We start from the raw sequence: 17,794 nt of genomic DNA on the forward strand, positions 1-17,794 counted from the left end.
CGCGCCAACAACCGGTCACTCAATGGTCAAACGCTGACCCGCAACCGCCACTTTTTTTGGCAGCGTCAGCTGCAACACGCCATGGTCAAACTTGGCCTTGGATGCCGTATCGTCGATGTCTGCGGGCATCTGGAAGCTGCGCGTCAAGGCACCGTAGTAGCGCTCGTTGCGCAACACCTTTTCACCTTCTGTCTTGCGGTCTTCCTGCTTCACTTCGGCACGCAACGTGACCACATTGCCCTCGACTGTGACATGGATATCTTCCTTGGGAACGCCTGGCAACTCCGCCAACACGGTGAAGGCCGCGGGCGTTTCTTTTACATCCACCTTGATCTGCGCGGGCAGCGAATCGCCGTGCAGCGGTTTGACGTAAAAACCGGGTGCCACATCTTTGAAAAAATCGTCGAGCAAACCAGAACGGGCAATCAAATGGTTCATGATGAAATCTCCTGAAAAGTCATGGAACGAAGGCCAGTCCCATTCGTCTGGTCTGGGCCTGGGAGGGGCGCTTGCCGCGCCGCCATGGAATTCAATTAGTGCCGTGAAACGCGATTTCAAGACCCCGTTTTTTGAGCGGCGTCAGGAATCTCTTGCACAGGGTGCTGCAAGTTTCTTCAACACCGATCGCGTGGCTTCCCCTAAACTGAAATACTTCCCAGCCGCAGGTCTCGCCATGAACGCCCCAGCCACTCCGACCCAGGTCACCCAAATCGAACGCACACAACGCCAGGCCGACGTGGTGAGCGCGCTGCAAGCGCTGCTGCCCTCACATGCCTTGTTGTGGCAGGTGGAGGACACCGTGCCGTATGAATGTGACGGATTGACAGCCTACCGCCAACGCCCGCTTGTCGTGGCGCTGCCAGAAACCGAGGCGCAAGTGGCCGCGGTGCTCAAGACTTGCCATGCGCTCCAGGTGCCAGTGGTCGCGCGTGGCGCGGGCACCGGCCTCTCGGGCGGTGCCATGCCCCACGCCATGGGCGTCACCCTCTCCCTGGCCAAGTTCAACCGCATCCTGTCCGTCGATCCGCGTTCACGCACGGCGGTGGTGCAAAGCGGTGTGCGCAACCTGGCGATTTCCGAGGCTGCAGCGCCCCATGGCCTGTATTACGCACCCGACCCCAGCAGCCAGATCGCCTGCACCATCGGCGGCAACGTGGCAGAAAACGCCGGCGGCGTGCATTGCCTGAAATACGGGCTGACCGTGCACAACGTGCTGCAGGTGCGCGGCTACACCATTGAAGGTGAACCCGTCACGTTTGGCAGTGGGTCTATGGATACCGCCGGGCTCGACCTGCTCTCCCTCATCATCGGCAGCGAAGGCATGCTGGCCGTGACCACCGAAGTCACCGTCAAGCTGGTGCCCAAACCCTTGCTGGCGCGCTGCATCATGGCCAGCTTCGACGACATACAGAAAGCCGGCGATGCGGTGGCCTCTGTGATCGCCGCAGGCATCATTCCCGCCGGGCTGGAAATGATGGACAAACCCATGACCGCCGCGGTGGAAGGTTTTGTGCATGCCGGCTACGACCTCAATGCCGCGGCCATCCTGCTCTGTGAGAGCGATGGCACGCCAGAAGAAGTGGAAGAAGAAATCGGGCGCATGAGCGACGTGTTGCGGGCCTGCGGTGCCACGGCCATCACCGTCAGCAAAGACGAGGCCGAACGGCTGCGTTTTTGGAGCGGACGAAAAAACGCCTTCCCGGCCAGCGGGCGCATCAGCCCTGATTACATGTGCATGGACTCCACCATCCCGCGCAAGCGCCTGGCCGATATCCTGATCGCCATCGGCGAGATGGAACAAAAGTACCAACTTCGCTGCGCCAACGTCTTCCATGCGGGCGACGGCAACCTGCACCCATTGATCCTGTTCGATGCCAACGATCCCGATCAATTGCACCGCTGTGAACTGTTCGGGGCCGATATCCTGGAAACCAGCGTGGCCATGGGCGGTACCGTCACGGGCGAACACGGCGTGGGCATCGAAAAGCTCAACAGCATGTGCGTGCAGTTCTCCCCCGAGGAAAACGAGCAGATGTTTGCGGTGAAACGCGCTTTTGATGGCCGGGGCCTGCTCAACCCGGGCAAAGTCATCCCCACGCTGCAACGTTGCGCCGAGTACGGCAAGATGCTGGTGCGCGGCGGTCGACTTTCATTCCCAGAAATACCCCGTTTCTGACTGTCATATTTCGCACCTAGCGGCGAAGTGGCTGGGGTACAGTTGGGTGAGATGAGTGCTTACCGCCCCCTCCAGACCCCAAATGACGCCCCTGGCGAAGGGCAAGCGGCCTTGCGCGCGCGCATGCAGGCCATGGAGCAGGAGCTGGAAACCTTGCGCCAGGAAAACCAGCACTTGCGGCGCCACTACGCCAGCCACCTTGATTCGATCGAAGGGGCGCTTCGCGCTGAGCTCCCCCGCACGCTGCCACCCAAGGTCCACGCTTTCGAGGGCAAAGGCGACCAGGCGCTGGCATCACAGCTGGACTACGAGGCGCTGCTGGCGGCCATGTCGTCGGTTTTTCCGATCGGCATTTTTCGCACCGATGCCAACGGCGTTCTGACCCACATCGACGGCTCGCTGCAACGCATTTTTGAGCTCGCACCATCCGAATTCCAGAACTATGGCTGGTTCCAGCGTGTACACCCTGAGGACGTGGACAGTGTCAAAAAAGCCTGGGCCGATGGCATCCTGAACGGCACACCGCTCAGCCTAGAATTCCGCTTGCTGTATCCGGACGGCCGCATCGCCCATGTGCTGGCGCGCAACTCACCCGTGCTCGGCGAGCAAGGTCAGCTTGAAGCCCAGCACGGTTTTCTGCAAGACATTTCCTCGCTGCGCGCCCTGCAGGCCGAAGCCCGCATCAAAGACGAGCTCAACCGCCAGATCATCGCCAGCAGCCCCGATTGCACCAAAGTGCTGGATCTCCAAGGCCATGTGGTCCAGATGACGGCACAAGGTTGCAGGCTGATGGAGGTCGACGATTTTGAGCAAGTCAGGGGCTCCGAATGGAGCACCTGGTGGAAAGGCGAAAGCCACACCATGGCACGCGAGGCCATCGAGGCCGCCGTGAAGGGCAAGAGCGCGCGATTTGTGGCGGCTGGAGAAACCTTCAAAGGCACACCCAGATGGTGGGACACCGTGGTCACACCGATCAGCGGTGTCGACGGCCAGCCCGTCATGTTGATGGCCGTCACCCGGGACGTCACCGACCTGTACCAGCATCAAGAGGAAATCCAGACGCTCAACGCCAGCCTGGAAGACCGCGTTGTCGAACGCACGCAGGCCCTGGCCGACGCCAACCGACAAATCAGCGATGCCCTGGAAATGGCCCAACGCCTCTACAACCAGGCGCCCTGTGGCTACCACTCCATCGATGCCCAGGGTGTGATTATCCGCATCAACCAGACAGAACTCGACTGGTTCGGCTTCACGTTGGATGAAGTGGTGGGCAAGAGAAATGTCCGCGAGTGGATAAGGCCCGACCAGGTCCCTGGCACGATGGAGCGCCTGGAGCGCCTGATGCGCAAGGACACCCTGGAACCCGCCGAAGTATGCATGGTTCGTCGCGACGGGCGTGAATTCTGGGTCTTGATCGGCAGCACAGCGGTTTACGATGAACACGGTGTCTTTTTGCACACCAACAACACACTGGTGGACATTTCCGGGCGCCACGCCGCTGAAGCAGCCTTGGCATCGCAGCGCAGCTTCCTGCAAACCATCACCAACAGCGTTCCGGTCCAGATCGCCTTTTTCGACCATGAGATGATCTGCCGCTTCGCCAATGCCAGTTACGCGCGCTGGCTGGGTGGCGACCCGCAAAACTTGCTCGGCAAGCACCTGAGCGAGATCGCCCACCCTGAAAACTACCAGCAGGGCTTGCCATTCCTGAAAGCAGCGCTGGCGGGAACATCACAACGCTTCGAAGGCGAGCGTGTCTTTCCCGATGGCCAGACTTTCTACGCCACAGTGGAATACACCCCGTTCATTGAAAACGGCGAAACACAAGGCATCTTCATTCAGATGCTGGATATCTCCGAGCGGCGCGAGGCCGAGATGCGGGTGACAGCGGCCAACCAGCAACTCAGCAAGGCGCTGTCGCTGTCACAAAACCTCTACAACGAGGCCCCGTGTGGATACCACTCGCTGGACGTCAACGGTGTCTATGTCTCCATCAACGACATCGAATTGCGTTGGCTGGGCTATACGCGCGAAGAGGTGGTGGGCCACAAGAGCTTCCGGGATTTCATTCTGCCCAGCCGTGAAACCCTGCTGGAAGACCGGTTGAATCGGCTGGTCCACGACGGCGTGCTCGAGAACGCCGAATACGAGATGCAGTGCCGCGACGGGTCGACCTTCCCCGCGCTGCTGTCGTCGTCGGCCGTTCGCGATGCCCAAGGGCGATTCGTGCGCAGCAACACGACGGTGATCGACATCTCCGCGCGCAAAGCGGCCGAGACCGCCCTGCGCGAAAATCAGCGTTTCCTGCACACGATTGCCAACCAGATTCCGGGCATCGTGGCTTACCTGGACACCCAGCTGCGTTACCGGTTTGCCAACGTCGAGCACACGCGCATTTACGGGCTGGACTCGGAAGCCATGATAGGCTTGCACATCCGGGAGTGCATGCCTGAAGAGATTTGGCCCGACATTGAACCCCGGCTCAACGCGGCGCTGGGCGGTGAAATTCAACGCTACGAAGCCTGGCGAAAGAATGTGGCCGGGGAGACCATGTATGTTCGGGCGAGCTACCTGCCCGATATTCACAACGGAGTGGTGCAGGGCCTGTTCATACAGGGCATCGACATCACCGAAACCAAGCAGGTCGAAGAACGCATCAGCCACTTGAACGACGAGCTGGAGACCCGTATCCAGGAACGCTCAGTGGAGCTCCTGGAAAGCGAACAGCGTTTCCGCCTGATGGTGGACAACCTGCGGGACTACTGCATCTTCTTTCTGGACGCCCAAGGCGTCATCACCGACTGGACCGACAGCGCCCAGCGCATGGAAGGCTATTCGCCCACCGAGGTCGTGGGTCGCCACTACCACACGCTGTTCCGCCGCAAGAAGCCTGACGAGGCATTGGCCAGCGCCGAGCGCATGCTCCGCATTGCCACCTCGCGCGGGCAACACGAACTGCACGCCTGGCACGAGCGAAAAGACGGATCCCGCTACTGGTCTTACTCGGTGCTGATCGCCTTGCGCGACGACACCGGTGAGTTGCGCGGTTTTGCCAAGATCAACCAGGACATGAGCGATGCCAAGCGCCTGGACGACCTCATGCGCAACATCAACGAAGAGCTGGAGAACCGCGTGTCGGAGCGCACCGAACAATTGCTCGCGGCCAACAAGGACCTGGAATCGTTCTCGTATTCGGTGTCACACGATTTGCGCTCACCTTTGCGGCACATTTCCAGCTTTGTGAGCTTGCTGGAAGAACACCTGGCCGAGCGGGGCGACGAGACCACCCAACGGTACCTGTCGACCATCGCCACATCCGCCCGCCACATGAGCCAGCTGATCGACGGCTTGCTCGCATTCTCCAGACTGGGACGCTCAGCCGTGAGTCTCGCCCCGGTGGATTTCTCGATGCTGGTGGATGCGGTGGTGAACCAGATTGACCACGATACCCAGGGACGGGTCGTGGATTGGGTCATTGCTCCCGATCTGCCTGTGGTGCAGGGCGATGCCCTGCTGTTGCGCGAGGTGTGGGCCAACCTGCTGGGCAATGCCTTCAAATACACCCGCCCGCGGGAGCGCACGCGCATCGAAGTCACCTGGAGTGTTGACCCGGCCGTGGGCTACACTTTTTCTGTCGCCGACAACGGCGTGGGCTTTGACATGCAATATGCTCAAAAGCTATTCGGTGTCTTCCAACGCATGCACAGAGCTTCTGAATTCGAGGGCACCGGCATCGGTTTGGCGCTCACGCGGCGCATTTTGGAACGACACGGTGGTAGCATTTGGGCTGAAAGCGAAATACACCACGGGAGTATTTTCCACTTCTCCCTGCCCTTCGACGGAGTCAGTCTGGGCGGTCTTCCGCACGACACCTAACTTATCTTGCTGGAACCATGAACACCAACGCCGACGCCATCCTGCTGGTCGAAGACAATCCCGATGATGCCGAGCTCACGAAACTGGCCTTGGCCCGCCATGGGCTCGACGGGCGCGTCACTCATGTGTCCGACGGCATGCAGGCCCTGGATTACCTGTACCGCCGCGAGGCCTTCAGCAACCGCACGGGGGGCAACCCGGTCTTGATCTTGTTGGATCTCAAGATGCCGTTGCTCGACGGCATCGGCGTGTTGCGGGAGATCAAGGGTTCGGATCAACTGAGCAATATTCCGGTGGTGGTACTGACTTCCTCGACCGAACCGAGCGACCTGCAGCGCGCATACGATGCCGGCACCAATGCCTACATTGCCAAACCCACAGAATTCGCGCAGTTTCTGAGCGCCATGAAACACGTGTGCGAATTCTGGATCAACATCAACCAGCCTGCGCCCCAAGCCGCCACGGTAACGCCACGCCACTCGGGCTTCGCCGATCTCAACTGACCGGTCGACAAGACCGTCGGCGCCCTACCAGGTGTCAATGAAACGCCCGCCCGAAGCGGGTTTGATCCGGGCCCCCATCAGTCCGCGGGTTATCCAGGCACGCGTTTGCGCCGGATCGATCACCGCATCGATCTCCAGCGTCGCCGCCATCTGATCAGCCGCCCCATTGGCCACTTGCTGTGCGAGCAGGCTTTGGAACAAGGCCTCCCGCTCCCGCCCTTCAGGCAATGCCTCCAGCTCCCGCCGAAAGCCCAGGCGCACCGCACCTTCCAGTCCCATGGCGCCGAACTCACCCGTGGGCCAGGCCACGGTGAACACGGGGGCGTGAAAACCGCCGGCCGTCATGCCCATGGCACCCAGGCCATACCCTTTGCGCAACACCACACTGAACACAGGCACCCGCAAGGCCGCAGCCGTGACAAACATGCGGCTCACATGGCGCACCTGGGCCCGCGCCTCGATGTCGGGTCCCACCATGAAACCCGGCGTGTCCACAAGGCTCACCAAAGGCAGGCCATGGGCGTTGCACAGCTGCATGAACCGTGCTGCCTTGTCGGCCGCGTCGGCATCGATGGCGCCTCCCAGGTGATGGGGGTTGTTGGCCATGAGCCCGACAGGCCGGCCCTCGATGCGGGCCAGTGCGGTGTGAATGCCGAGGCCGAATCCAACCCGCAACAGCATCAGACTGCCCACATCCACCAGGCCCTCCAGCACCACCTGGCTGTCATAGACCCGCAACCGGTTCTCCGGCACAGCGTCGCGCAAAGCTTCGCTGTCGGGCGCGGTCCAGTCCGACAGTCGCCCCTGAAAAAATGACAGGTAGTGGCGCGCGGCGGCCACCGCCTGCGCTTCGCCGTCGACCAGCACATCGATCACACCGTTGGCGGCTTGCGCGCCAGCCGGGCCTATGGCCTCTGGCCTGAAGACCCCCAGCCCCCCACCTTCGACCATGGCCGGTCCACCCATGCCGATGTTGCTGGTGCGGGTGGCGATGATCACATCGCTGCAACCGAGCAAAGCGGCATTGCCCGCAAAACATCGCCCCGCCGCAATACCCACCACAGGCACCTGCCCCGACAGGCGGGCGTAGGCCGCGAAGGTGCCCACATGCAAGCCGGCGACGATGGGCATGTCGGTGTCACCGGGCCGCCCACCCCCACCTTCGGCGAACAACACCACTGGCAATTGCTGCTCCAGAGCGATCCCCAGCAGCCGGTCGGTTTTCTGGTGGTTGCGCATGCCCTGGGTGCCAGCCAGCACCGTGGCGTCGTAGGCCATCACCACTGTGCGTGCTTTTTCTTCGCCAAAAATGCGCCCGTTCACCGAGCCGATCCCGGTCACCATGCCATCGGCAGGTGTGTTGGCGATCAGGTCATCTTCACTGCGCCGCAGCCGTTGCGCGGCAATGGCCAACGCCCCGTACTCGAGGAACGAGCCGTCGTCACACAGATCGGCAATGTTTTCACGTGCGGTGCGCAGGCCCAGGGCGTGGCGTTTGGCCACGGCTTGCGGGCGCGCGGCGTCCAGGGTTCGGGCCTGACGGGCTTCCCAGCGCTGGCGGTCTTCGCGCGGCCCAGTGGCAGCTTGCACCGGCACATCGGCGGCTTGTGCCGCGAGAGATGCCTGGGTGGCCGGCCCCAGGCTGAGCAGGGCCACGCCTGCGTCCACCGCCTCACCCGACTCAAAGAAGCGCTCCAGCACACAACCCGCCTGATCGGCCCGGATTTCGTGCTCCATCTTCATGGCTTCCAGGATCAACAGCAGGTCACCGGGATGCACCGAGTCCCCCGGTGCCACCAGCCATTCAACGATCTGCGCCTGCAAGGGCGCACGCACACTGTGGTTTTTGCTCATGTGCGCATTGTGGCCACAAGGGCGCCGAGCTCCGTCATGCGGGTGACAGCGCTCGGCAGTTCAAGCGGTCAAACGCCCACTCAAAGTGCTGGCAAACCGGCAAAAAGCTCCACGTTGCCACCGGCTGCGGTGGTGTTGATGGTCAAAGTTTGTTCGGCACACAGGCGCCACAAACAACCCAGCAAAGGCTCGGTGATCAGGGGCACCACCGCGCCATCGCGGGCGGCCATGTGGCGGTTGAGTTCGGTGCCGTAGGCGGGCTGGGCCACGATCGCGTCAATGGCTTCGCTGCTGGCCAGGGCCACAGCCCCGGCCTCAAACGGTGTATCCAGCACATGCACGGCTGCGGCCGGAAGCCCTGCGCTCACCCATTGGCCCAAGGCCTCCCGGACAGCCTCACGGGCTTCGCTCGGCACCGCCACCACCAGGGGGTTGCCACCGGCCAGCGCACCCAACCACTGCGCCAAGGTGGCGCTATCCACACGGTCGGAAATGGCGGCCACCACGCCCCGTGGGTGCAGGCGCAGGTCGTTGCTCTCACCCGTGGGGCCCGGCAGCACGCGATCGGCCAACTGCTGCCTGGCAGCCGCTGCCAGCGGCTTTGCGCCCAGCTTCTCGAGCCAGTCGCACCGCTGCTTCAGCGTGCTCTTCAACCAACCGCTTTTGCGCACCGCCAAAGCGGGGCTTTGTACGTTCACACCCTGGCCATCGCCGTGCAATTTTTGCGCGGCAGGCACGGCTTGCGATTCGTGCACAAAGCGCTGCAGGTAGTGCGGGCCACCCGCCTTGGGGCCTGTGCCTGACAGGCCCTCGCCTCCAAAGGGTTGCACGCCCACCACGGCCCCAATGATGTTGCGGTTCACATAGATGTTGCCCACATGTGCCGATGCGGCCAAAGCCTGCGCACGGCTGTCGATGCGGGTCTGGATACCCATGGTGAGGCCATAGTTCAGGGCATTGATGCGCGCAATGAGCTGGGCCGGGTCGCCCGTCCAGCGCACCACTTGCAAGACCGGTCCAAAGATTTCAGCCTTGACCTCGGCGATGTCCTTCACTTCGAACATCTGCGGTGAAATCATGTGCGGCTGTTCGCTGGACAGCGCTGCATCCACGGGCACATTCAGCAACGATTTCGCTTCCCCATGCAAGCGCTGGACGTGGCGCTGGATGTTGTCAAACGCTTCCTTGTCAATCACCGGGCCCAGGTCGGTGGTGAGGGCGCCCACGCGGCCCACACCCAGCTCTTTGGCGGCGCCTTCGATCATTTCGATCATGCCGTCGGCCACCGATTCGTGAACGCACAGCAGGCGCAATGCCGAACAGCGCTGCCCGGCACTTCGGAAGGCGCTTTGCATCACGGCGTCGGCCACTTGCTCGGGCAAAGCCGAGCTGTCGACCAGCATCACATTGATGCCACCGGTCTCTGCGATCAAGGGTGCCACCGGTCCCTCTTTGGCCGCCAGTGCGCGCTGGATGATTTTGGCCACTTGCGTAGAGCCTGTGAACACCACGCCCGCCACGCCCGGCTGTGCCACCAGCGCGGCGCCCACAGTCTCTCCAGGGCCGTGCAGCAACTGCAGCGCGTCGGCGGGAACACCGTTTTCATGCATCAGTTTCACGGCCATCATCGCGATGGCCGGGGTCTGCTCGGCAGGTTTGGCCAGCACGGTGTTGCCGGTGGCCAAGGCCGCGGCCACCTGGCCACAGAAAATGGCCAATGGGAAATTCCAGGGGCTGATACACACCCAAGGACCCAGCGCCGAGAGTTGAGGCGAAGGCGCCATGATGCGTTCGGCTTCGTTGGCGTAGTAACGGAAAAAGTCAACGGCCTCACGCACTTCCGAAATCGCATCGGCCCATGTCTTGAAGGCTTCCTTGACCAGCATGCCGCACAGCTCAGGCAGCTGCGCTTCCATGGCGTCGGCCGTCTTGCGCAAGGCTTGGGCACGCGTAGCCACCGGCACAACACTCCACGCCTTGAAGGCTTCATGGGATGCCTCAGCCGCTGCGCCGACTTGCGCCACGTCAAAGAAGGGCACGATTGGCACCGTGGTTTTTTCCAACGCATCCAACAGCGGCCGGCGCATGGACACCACCGCCATGTCCAGGCCCATGCTGTTGCGGCGTGAGGCGCCGAACATGTCGACGGGCAGGGGCATGGCCGGTTCAGGGCTCAGGCGCAGCGGTGTGTTGAACAAAACATCCATGCTCACGGACTCATCGGCCAACTGGTTGACAAACGAAGAGTTCGCCCCGTTCTCCAACAAGCGGCGCACCAGATAGGCCAGCAAGTCGCGGTGGGCGCCCACGGGTGCATAGACGCGGCAGCGGATTTTGGAATTCTTCAACACCTCGCGGTAAACACCCTCACCCATGCCGTGCAGGCGTTGCAATTCAAACGGGAAAGCCACCCCGCCGGAGCCCCGCTCTGCCATCTGAAGAATGGCCGCAATGGTGCCGGCATTGTGCGTCGCAAATTGCGGAAAAATGACATCGGAAGCCGCAAACAATGCTCGCGCACAGGCGAGGTAGCTGACATCGGTGTGGTGCTTGTGGGTGAACACCGGGTAGCCCGGCAGACCCAGCTCCTGGGCGCGTTTGATTTCGGCATCCCAATAGGCGCCCTTGACCAAGCGGCACATCAGCTTGACCTTGTGGCGCCGGGCCATCTGGGTCAGGTGTTCGATCAGCTCGACGGCGCGCGTTTGGTAAGACTGCAAGGCCAGACCGAAGCCTGCCCACTGGGGAACGCGGTCGGCGACCTGAGCGATCAAGGCTTCGAACACGTCGAGCGAAAGCTCCAGGCGGTCCACTTCTTCCGCATCGATTGTCAGGTTGAGGTTGGCCTTGGCCGCGGCTTCACACAGCGTCCACACGCGGGGCACAAGCTCGCTCATCACACGCTCGTATTGCAGATCTTCGTAGCGCGGGTGAAGCGCGCTGAGTTTGATGGAGATGCCATCGTTGTGCGCCGGCGAGCCGCTCGCATTGGCCGTGCGCGCGATGGCGGCAATGGCATGCTGGTAACTGGCCAGGTAGCGCAGGGCGTCGGCATCGGTGCGAGCACCTTCGCCCAGCATGTCGTAGCTGAACCCAAGATTGGGTTGTTTCTTGCGCGCTGCGGTGGCTTCTTTCATCCCCTCTTCGATGGTCTGTCCCAACACAAACTGGCGCCCCAGCAACTGCACCGCGCGCAGCGTGGCGGCCACCACCGACTTGGCGCCCATCTTGGTCATCAGGCTGGACTCTCCTTCCGAGCCGGGCAAGAATTTTTTGGACAATGCAATGGCCGACGACGACAGCCGCGCCATGGTCGAGTCCGCCGCCCCGTCAAAGTCGGCGCGCCCCAATTGATCGGCTGTCAGCGCGACAGCGGTTTCGGTATCGGGCACTCGCAACAATGCCTCTGCCAGCCGCATCAGGGCCAGGCCCTCAGCACTGGAGATAGGGTATTCCTTGAGCAAGCTCTCCATCGCCCAGAAAGGGGGCGGGTTCTTGCGCACCGATTGCACCCAGGGCGTGGCCATCTGGGCTGCTGCTGCCCAGTCCATCGCCCCCTCCAACGCCAGCAAGCGGCTGGACAACACGCCATGCTCTGGCAAATAAGGGAAGGGCAAACGGTCAACTTGGCGGGACATAGAAGCTCCTGGTTGGCGGCTGATTGGTGAATATCGAGATGATCTAGCTTTATTCGGTGAATAATTCACCAATATTTCAGAAATAGCGAAACAATCCACTACCCATGAACACAACCACCGCTCCACCTGGCTTGGTTGGGCTCGACCGCATCGACTTGCGCATCCTCTCGGTGCTCCAGACGGACGGCCGCATTGCCAACCTGAAGCTGGCCGAAGCCGTGGCGCTGTCCCCCACTGCGGTGCTGGCCCGCACCCAGCGCCTGCAGCGCGATGGCTACATCCTAGGGTACGAAGCCCGCCTGAATCCGCTCAAACTCGGTTTGGGCATGACGGTTTTTATCGAGGTGCTGCTGGACCGCACCACCCAGAATGTGTTCGAAGCATTCAAGGCGGCCGTGCAGGTGCGCAGGGAAATCATGGAATGCCACATGGTGGCCGGTGGCTTCGACTACCTGCTCAAAACCCGCATGGCCGACATGGATGCTTACCGGGCGTTCGCCGGTAGCGTCTTGTGGCAACTGCCCGGGGTGCGCGAAACCCGGACCTACGCCGTGATTGAAGAGGTTAAAAGCTCGTCGCAGCTGCCACTTTGACAAACCGCGCCGCCTTGACAAAAATGGCGCTACCCGACACCACAGGAGGAACACCTTGATCACAAAACGCACACGCCCTCACGCTCTCGCCATCCTGACACTTTTGGTCGCAATCTCGGCGCCGGCACTGGCCCAGAGTGTCCTGCCCGGCTTGTGGGCCATTGAAAACAAGGTCGGCGGCAACCCGGAAATGGAAAAGGCCATGGCACAGATGCAGGCCCAACTCGCCGCCATGCCGCCTGCGCAACGCAAACAAATGGAAGCCATCATGGGCAAGAGTGGTGTCAGCATGGCCTCCAGCGGCGCCATGTCGGTCAAAGTCTGCATGACCGCCGAGATGGTCGAGCGCCAGCAATTGCCCACCCGGACCCAGGGTGACTGCACCAGCAAGATCGATTCGCGCTCCGGCAACACGCTGAAGATCAGCTTCACCTGCAGCAACCCCGTGTCCAGCGGGCAAGGCATCTACACCTTTGATGGCGACAAGGCCTACACCATGAAAATGGCCATCAAGAGCCAGGAAGGTGGCCAGACGCGCAACATGACCATGGACGCCAAGGGCCAATGGCTGTCCGCCGATTGCGGCAGCGTCAAACCCGTCACCTTGCCCACGCAGTAAGGGACCCGGTGCCGCAGGGCCAATGCCCGCGCGCCACCTCAGCCCTTGGGCGGTCGTGTGCCGAAAACTCCCCGGCCCACACGCACCATCGTCGCACCGGCCGCCACAGCGGCGTCCAGGTCATCGCTCATCCCCATGGACAGCGTGTCCACGCCGCTGCCCATTTGCCGTTGCAAATCGTCAAAGACCGCCTTGCAGCGCATGAACAAGGCCCGCTGAGCCTCAAAGCCCGGCTCAGGCTCGGGGATACACATCAGGCCGCGCAACGTCAGGCGGGGCAACTCGGCCACCGCCGCGGCCAGCGCGGGCAGTTCGGCCGGCGTCACGCCAGACTTGTTGCTGCCCCCGTCCACATTGACCTGCAAGCACACCTGCAGGGGTGGCAAACCTTCCGGCCGTTGCTCGTTCAGGCGCTGGGCAATTTTCAAGCGATCCACGGACTGCACCCAGTCAAAGTGTTCGGCCACCAGACGCGTCTTGTTGCTCTGGATAGGCCCGATGCAGTGCCACTCCAGCGCGACCCCGGGGTGGCTGGCGCGCAGGGCCAATATCTTGTCCACCCCTTCCTGGATGTAGTTTTCGCCAAACGCACGCTGCCCCACCGCCACCGCTTCGGCCACGGCGTCGGCGCCGAAAGTCTTGGAGACCGCCAGCAGGGTGACAGCCGTCACATCGCGTCCCGCCGTTTGGCACGCAAGCGCCACCCTCTGACGCTGGGCTTGGAGATTGTCTTCAATCGTCGTCATAATCACTTAGTTACACCAACATTGCATGGGAACCCGGGATGGACATCACGCAACTGCTCGCCTTCAGCGTCAAGAACAAAGCATCGGATTTGCACCTCTCGGCAGGCCTGCCGCCCATGATACGGGTGCACGGAGACGTGCGCCGGATCAACGTCGAACCGCTGGACCACAAAGGTGTCCACAGCATGGTGTACGACATCATGAACGACAGTCAGCGCAAGCAATACGAAGAGTTCCTGGAGTGCGATTTCTCGTTTGAAATCGAAGGTCTGTCGCGTTTTCGCGTCAATGCGTTCAACCACAACCGCGGCGCCGGCGCGGTGTTTCGAACCATTCCGAGCAAAATCCTGTCACTGGAGCAGCTCAACGCCCCCAAGATTTTCGGCGACCTCGCGCTGCGTCCACGCGGCATGGTGCTGGTCACGGGCCCGACCGGCTCGGGCAAATCGACCACGCTGGCCGCCATGGTCAACCACCTGAACGAGACCGAGTACGGCCACATTCTGACCGTGGAAGACCCGGTCGAATTCGTGCACGAGTCCAAGAAGTGCCTGATCAACCAACGCGAAGTCGGTCCACACACCCTGTCCTTTGCCAACGCCCTGCGCTCGGCCCTGCGGGAAGATCCCGACGCCATTCTGGTGGGTGAGATGCGCGATCTGGAAACCATTCGACTGGCCATGACGGCCGCGGAAACCGGTCACCTCGTGTTCGGCACGCTGCACACCTCCAGCGCTGCCAAAACCATTGACCGCATCATTGACGTGTTCCCGGCAGAAGAAAAAGACATGGTGCGCGCCATGTTGTCGGAATCGCTGGTAGCGGTGATCTCACAAACCCTGTGCAAGGTGAAAGATGGCAGCGGCCGGGTCGCAGCGCACGAAATCATGATCGGCACCAGCGCCATCCGAAACCTCATCCGTGAGGCCAAGGTCGCGCAGATGTACTCGGCTATCCAGACCGGCAACAGTGTGGGCATGCAGACACTGGACCAGAATCTCTCGGAGCTCGTCAGACGCAACCTGATCAGCCCGGCCGAGGCCCGCAGCAAGGCCAAGATTCCGGACAACTTCCCTGGGTAGAAGCCCACCCCTGCGCCCAGCCTGCCGCGCGGCCTGTCACCCCCCCCAAGGGGGCAGCGCTGGCAGCCCGGCAAAGCCGGTTTTGTGGCGCTCTGAATGGGGACAGTTCGTGTCCCTCGTATTGAATTGAGAAGGTAGGACTCCATGGAACGCGATCAGGCATCAAAATTCATCAATGATCTGCTCAAGCTGATGGTCAGCAGGGGTGGCAGTGATCTGTTCCTGACCGCGGAATTCCCGCCCGCCATCAAGGTCGACGGCAAGGTGGTGAAGGTGTCTCCCCAGCCCCTCAACGCGGTGCACACCCTGTCGCTGGCGCGCGCCATCATGAACGACAAGCAGGCGGCGGAATTCGAGCGCACCAAGGAGTGCAACTTCGCCATTTCGCCACCCACCGTGGGTCGCTTCCGGGTCAGCGCCTTCATCCAGCAAGGCAAGGTCGGCATGGTGTTGCGGACCATTCCCGCCACGCTGCCCACCATCGACAAACTGGGGCTGCCCCAGGTATTGAAAGACGTGTCGCTGAGCAAGCGCGGTCTGTGCATTCTGGTGGGCGCCACAGGCTCAGGCAAGTCCACGTCGCTGGCGGCCATGGTCGACTGGCGCAACGAACACACCTTCGGCCATATCATCACCATCGAAGACCCGGTCGAATTTGTGCATCCCCACAAAAACTGCGTGGTGACCCAGCGCGAAGTGGGACTGGACACCGACAACTGGGAAGCGGCTCTGCACAACACGCTGCGCCAGGCACCCGACGTGATCTTGATGGGCGAGATCCGCACCCGGGAAACCATGGAACATGCGATCCAGTTCTCGGAAACCGGTCACCTCTGCCTGGCCACCCTGCACGCCAACAGCGCCAACCAGGCGCTGGACCGCATCATCAACTTCTTCCCCGAAGAGCGCCGCCCGCAACTGCTGATGGACCTGTCGCTCAACTTGCGCGCGCTGGTTTCCCAGCGGCTGGTGCCGCGCCAGGACAACAAAGGGCGTTTCGCAGCGGTGGAGATCATGTTGAACTCTCCCCTGATTTCCGACCTGATCTTCAAAGGCGAAGTGGCCGAGATCAAGGAGATCATGAAGAAGAGCACCCAGATGGGCATGCAGACCTTCGACCAGGCCTTGTTCCACGCGTTTGAAGCCAATCTCATCACGCTGGAAGACGCTCTGCGCAACGCCGATTCGCTCAACGACCTGCGCCTGCAGATCAAGCTCAACAGCCAGCGTGCCAAAACACAGGATCTGGCGGCGGGCACCGAGCACCTGACTATCGTCTGACCCCCCCGCGCCGGCTTCGCCGTCACCCCCCAGGGGGCAACGCTGGCAGACCGGCAGAGCCGGACCCGCGGCGTGAATGAGACCCACCCCCATCGCTGCTCACTGCGTGTGCAGCTCCGCCCCTCTAGGGGCAACGCTGGTCGACTGGCAAAGCCAGATCGACGGCGTTCTGGGCTTTTGAGGCACGACTCTCCGGAGAATGGGTACGCCTCTTCGGATTCCGGACTTGCGTCTGCCGTGTGGCCGGAATGAGCAGCGAAGCAGCGAACGGATCAAGGAGGGCGGTGTCTGAGCCCGTTCGATGCGAGCAGCGCAAGGAACCCCCAAGGGAACCGGACTTCGGCTCGCCTTTTCTTTGGGCGAGGCAGTAGAAAATCACTCGCCCGCCGGGGTGAAACACGGCTCGCCATGCTTGAAGCCCCACTTCAACCGCGCAAAAGAAAACTGACGGAGAATAAAGGCCATGAACACCATCGCTGAACGCTCCTACGAATCCGTCCCATCCCGTCGTGTGGCCTTTCTGGGCCTGGGTGTCATGGGCTTGCCCATGGCCGGGCATCTGGCCAAAGCCGGTCATTCGGTGACGGTATACAACCGCTCACCCGCCAAGGCCGAGGCCTGGTGCAAGGAATTTGGCGGCCAGCACAAAAACACCCCGCGCGAAGCGGCCATGGGCGCCGACATGGTCTTTGCCTGTGTGGGCAACGACGACGACTTGCGCGCGATCACGCTGGGCGCCGATGGCGCGTTTGCCGGCATGCAACCGGGCAATGTCTTTGTCGACCACACCACCGCATCGGCCAACGTCGCACGCGAACTCTACGGGGCGGCGAAAACGTTGGGGCTGGCATTCATCGATGCACCGGTTTCTGGCGGTCAGGCCGGCGCTCAAAACGGCGCGCTCACCGTCATGTGCGGCGGCGATGCGACCGCCTTCGAGCAAGTCAAGCCTGTGGGCATGGCCTTTTCCAAAGCATTCACCCTCATGGGCGAAAGCGGCGCAGGCCAGCTCACCAAGATGGTCAACCAGATCTGCATCGCCGGCCTGGTCCAAGGCCTGTCCGAAGCCATCGCTTTCGGACAAAAATCCGGTCTGGACATGGAGCAGGCGCTCGCGGTGATCGGCAAAGGCGCGGCGCAAAGCTGGCAGCTCGACAACCGGGGCAAGACCATGGCATCCGATCACTTCGAATTCGGTTTCGCGGTCGACTGGATGCGCAAGGATCTGGGCCTGGTGCTCGAAGAGGCCAAGCGCAATGGCGCGCGCCTGCCTGTGACCGCCCTGGTCGATCAGTTTTATGCCGATGTGCAGGCCATGGGTGGCCAGCGCTGGGACACCTCCAGCCTGATCAAGCGCTTGCGCTGAGCCCTTCACAAACAAACTGTTCTCCAAAAAAAACGGCGCCCAAGGCGCCGTTTCTTTAGG

The 17,794-nt window shown here is 61.9% G+C and carries 10 protein-coding genes and 2 pseudogenes; 8 read left to right on the plus strand and 4 right to left on the minus strand.

Features of this window, described 5'->3' with window-relative positions; genetic code table 11:
* Positions 1-15 precede the first annotated feature (15 nt).
* Entirely contained in the window at positions 16-438 is a 423-nt protein-coding gene (locus tag E5678_RS14805; protein WP_136179237.1) for an Hsp20/alpha crystallin family protein, read from the minus strand.
* Positions 439-673: 235 nt separating this feature from the next.
* Between E5678_RS14805 and E5678_RS14810 the strand changes: the two genes are divergently transcribed.
* From E5678_RS14810 to E5678_RS14820, 3 genes are read left to right on the plus strand one after another with little or no spacing between them, the layout of a single operon-like run.
* Positions 674-2,176 (plus strand): FAD-linked oxidase C-terminal domain-containing protein, encoded by a 1,503-nt coding sequence (locus E5678_RS14810; protein ID WP_136179238.1) that lies wholly within the window; start codon positions 674-676, stop codon positions 2,174-2,176.
* Positions 2,177-2,227: 51 nt separating this feature from the next.
* The gene (locus E5678_RS22660) at positions 2,228-6,052 is read left to right on the plus strand and encodes a PAS domain S-box protein (protein WP_136179239.1); all 3,825 of its coding nucleotides are present in this window, start codon (positions 2,228-2,230) and stop codon (positions 6,050-6,052) included.
* Positions 6,053-6,069: 17 nt separating this feature from the next.
* Positions 6,070-6,555, plus strand: a complete 486-nt coding sequence (locus tag E5678_RS14820) for a response regulator (RefSeq protein ID WP_136179240.1) — start codon at positions 6,070-6,072, stop codon at positions 6,553-6,555.
* A gap of 24 nt (positions 6,556-6,579) precedes the next feature.
* Here E5678_RS14820 and E5678_RS14825 read toward each other — a convergent pair.
* Together E5678_RS14825 and E5678_RS14830 are read right to left on the minus strand one after the other, a co-directional pair.
* A pseudogene (locus E5678_RS14825) lies at positions 6,580-8,394 on the minus strand (carboxyl transferase domain-containing protein); the annotation flags it as partial.
* Between the two features lie 770 nt (positions 8,395-9,164).
* A pseudogene (locus tag E5678_RS14830) lies at positions 9,165-12,047 on the minus strand (L-glutamate gamma-semialdehyde dehydrogenase); the annotation flags it as partial.
* 104 nt (positions 12,048-12,151) lie between these two features.
* Here E5678_RS14830 and E5678_RS14835 point away from each other — a divergent pair.
* Together E5678_RS14835 and E5678_RS14840 are read left to right on the plus strand one after the other, a co-directional pair.
* Positions 12,152-12,640, plus strand: a complete 489-nt coding sequence (locus E5678_RS14835) for an Lrp/AsnC ligand binding domain-containing protein (RefSeq protein ID WP_210731922.1) — start codon at positions 12,152-12,154, stop codon at positions 12,638-12,640.
* A gap of 55 nt (positions 12,641-12,695) precedes the next feature.
* Positions 12,696-13,259, plus strand: coding sequence for a DUF3617 domain-containing protein (locus E5678_RS14840; RefSeq protein ID WP_247596792.1), 564 nt, complete (start codon positions 12,696-12,698; stop codon positions 13,257-13,259).
* Positions 13,260-13,297: 38 nt separating this feature from the next.
* Here E5678_RS14840 and E5678_RS14845 read toward each other — a convergent pair whose 3' ends face one another.
* Complete coding sequence (locus tag E5678_RS14845; protein ID WP_136179243.1) at positions 13,298-14,005, minus strand: YggS family pyridoxal phosphate-dependent enzyme; 708 nt, start codon at positions 14,003-14,005, stop codon at positions 13,298-13,300.
* A 38-nt stretch (positions 14,006-14,043) separates the two neighbouring features.
* Here E5678_RS14845 and E5678_RS14850 point away from each other — a divergent pair, with 38 nt between their 5' ends.
* The 3 genes from E5678_RS14850 to E5678_RS14860 all read left to right on the plus strand — a co-directional run bounded on the left by E5678_RS14850 (position 14,044) and on the right by E5678_RS14860 (position 17,734).
* The gene (locus tag E5678_RS14850) at positions 14,044-15,087 is read left to right on the plus strand and encodes a type IV pilus twitching motility protein PilT (RefSeq protein ID WP_136179244.1); all 1,044 of its coding nucleotides are present in this window, start codon (positions 14,044-14,046) and stop codon (positions 15,085-15,087) included.
* Positions 15,088-15,231: 144 nt separating this feature from the next.
* Complete coding sequence (locus E5678_RS14855) at positions 15,232-16,368, plus strand: PilT/PilU family type 4a pilus ATPase (protein ID WP_136179245.1); 1,137 nt, start codon at positions 15,232-15,234, stop codon at positions 16,366-16,368.
* Between the two features lie 463 nt (positions 16,369-16,831).
* The gene (locus E5678_RS14860; protein WP_136179246.1) at positions 16,832-17,734 is read left to right on the plus strand and encodes an NAD(P)-dependent oxidoreductase; all 903 of its coding nucleotides are present in this window, start codon (positions 16,832-16,834) and stop codon (positions 17,732-17,734) included.
* The last annotated feature ends 60 nt before the right edge of the window (positions 17,735-17,794 follow it).

The sequence above is a fragment of the Hydrogenophaga sp. PAMC20947 genome (genome assembly GCF_004795855.1).
GTDB lineage: Bacteria > Pseudomonadota > Gammaproteobacteria > Burkholderiales > Burkholderiaceae_C > Hydrogenophaga.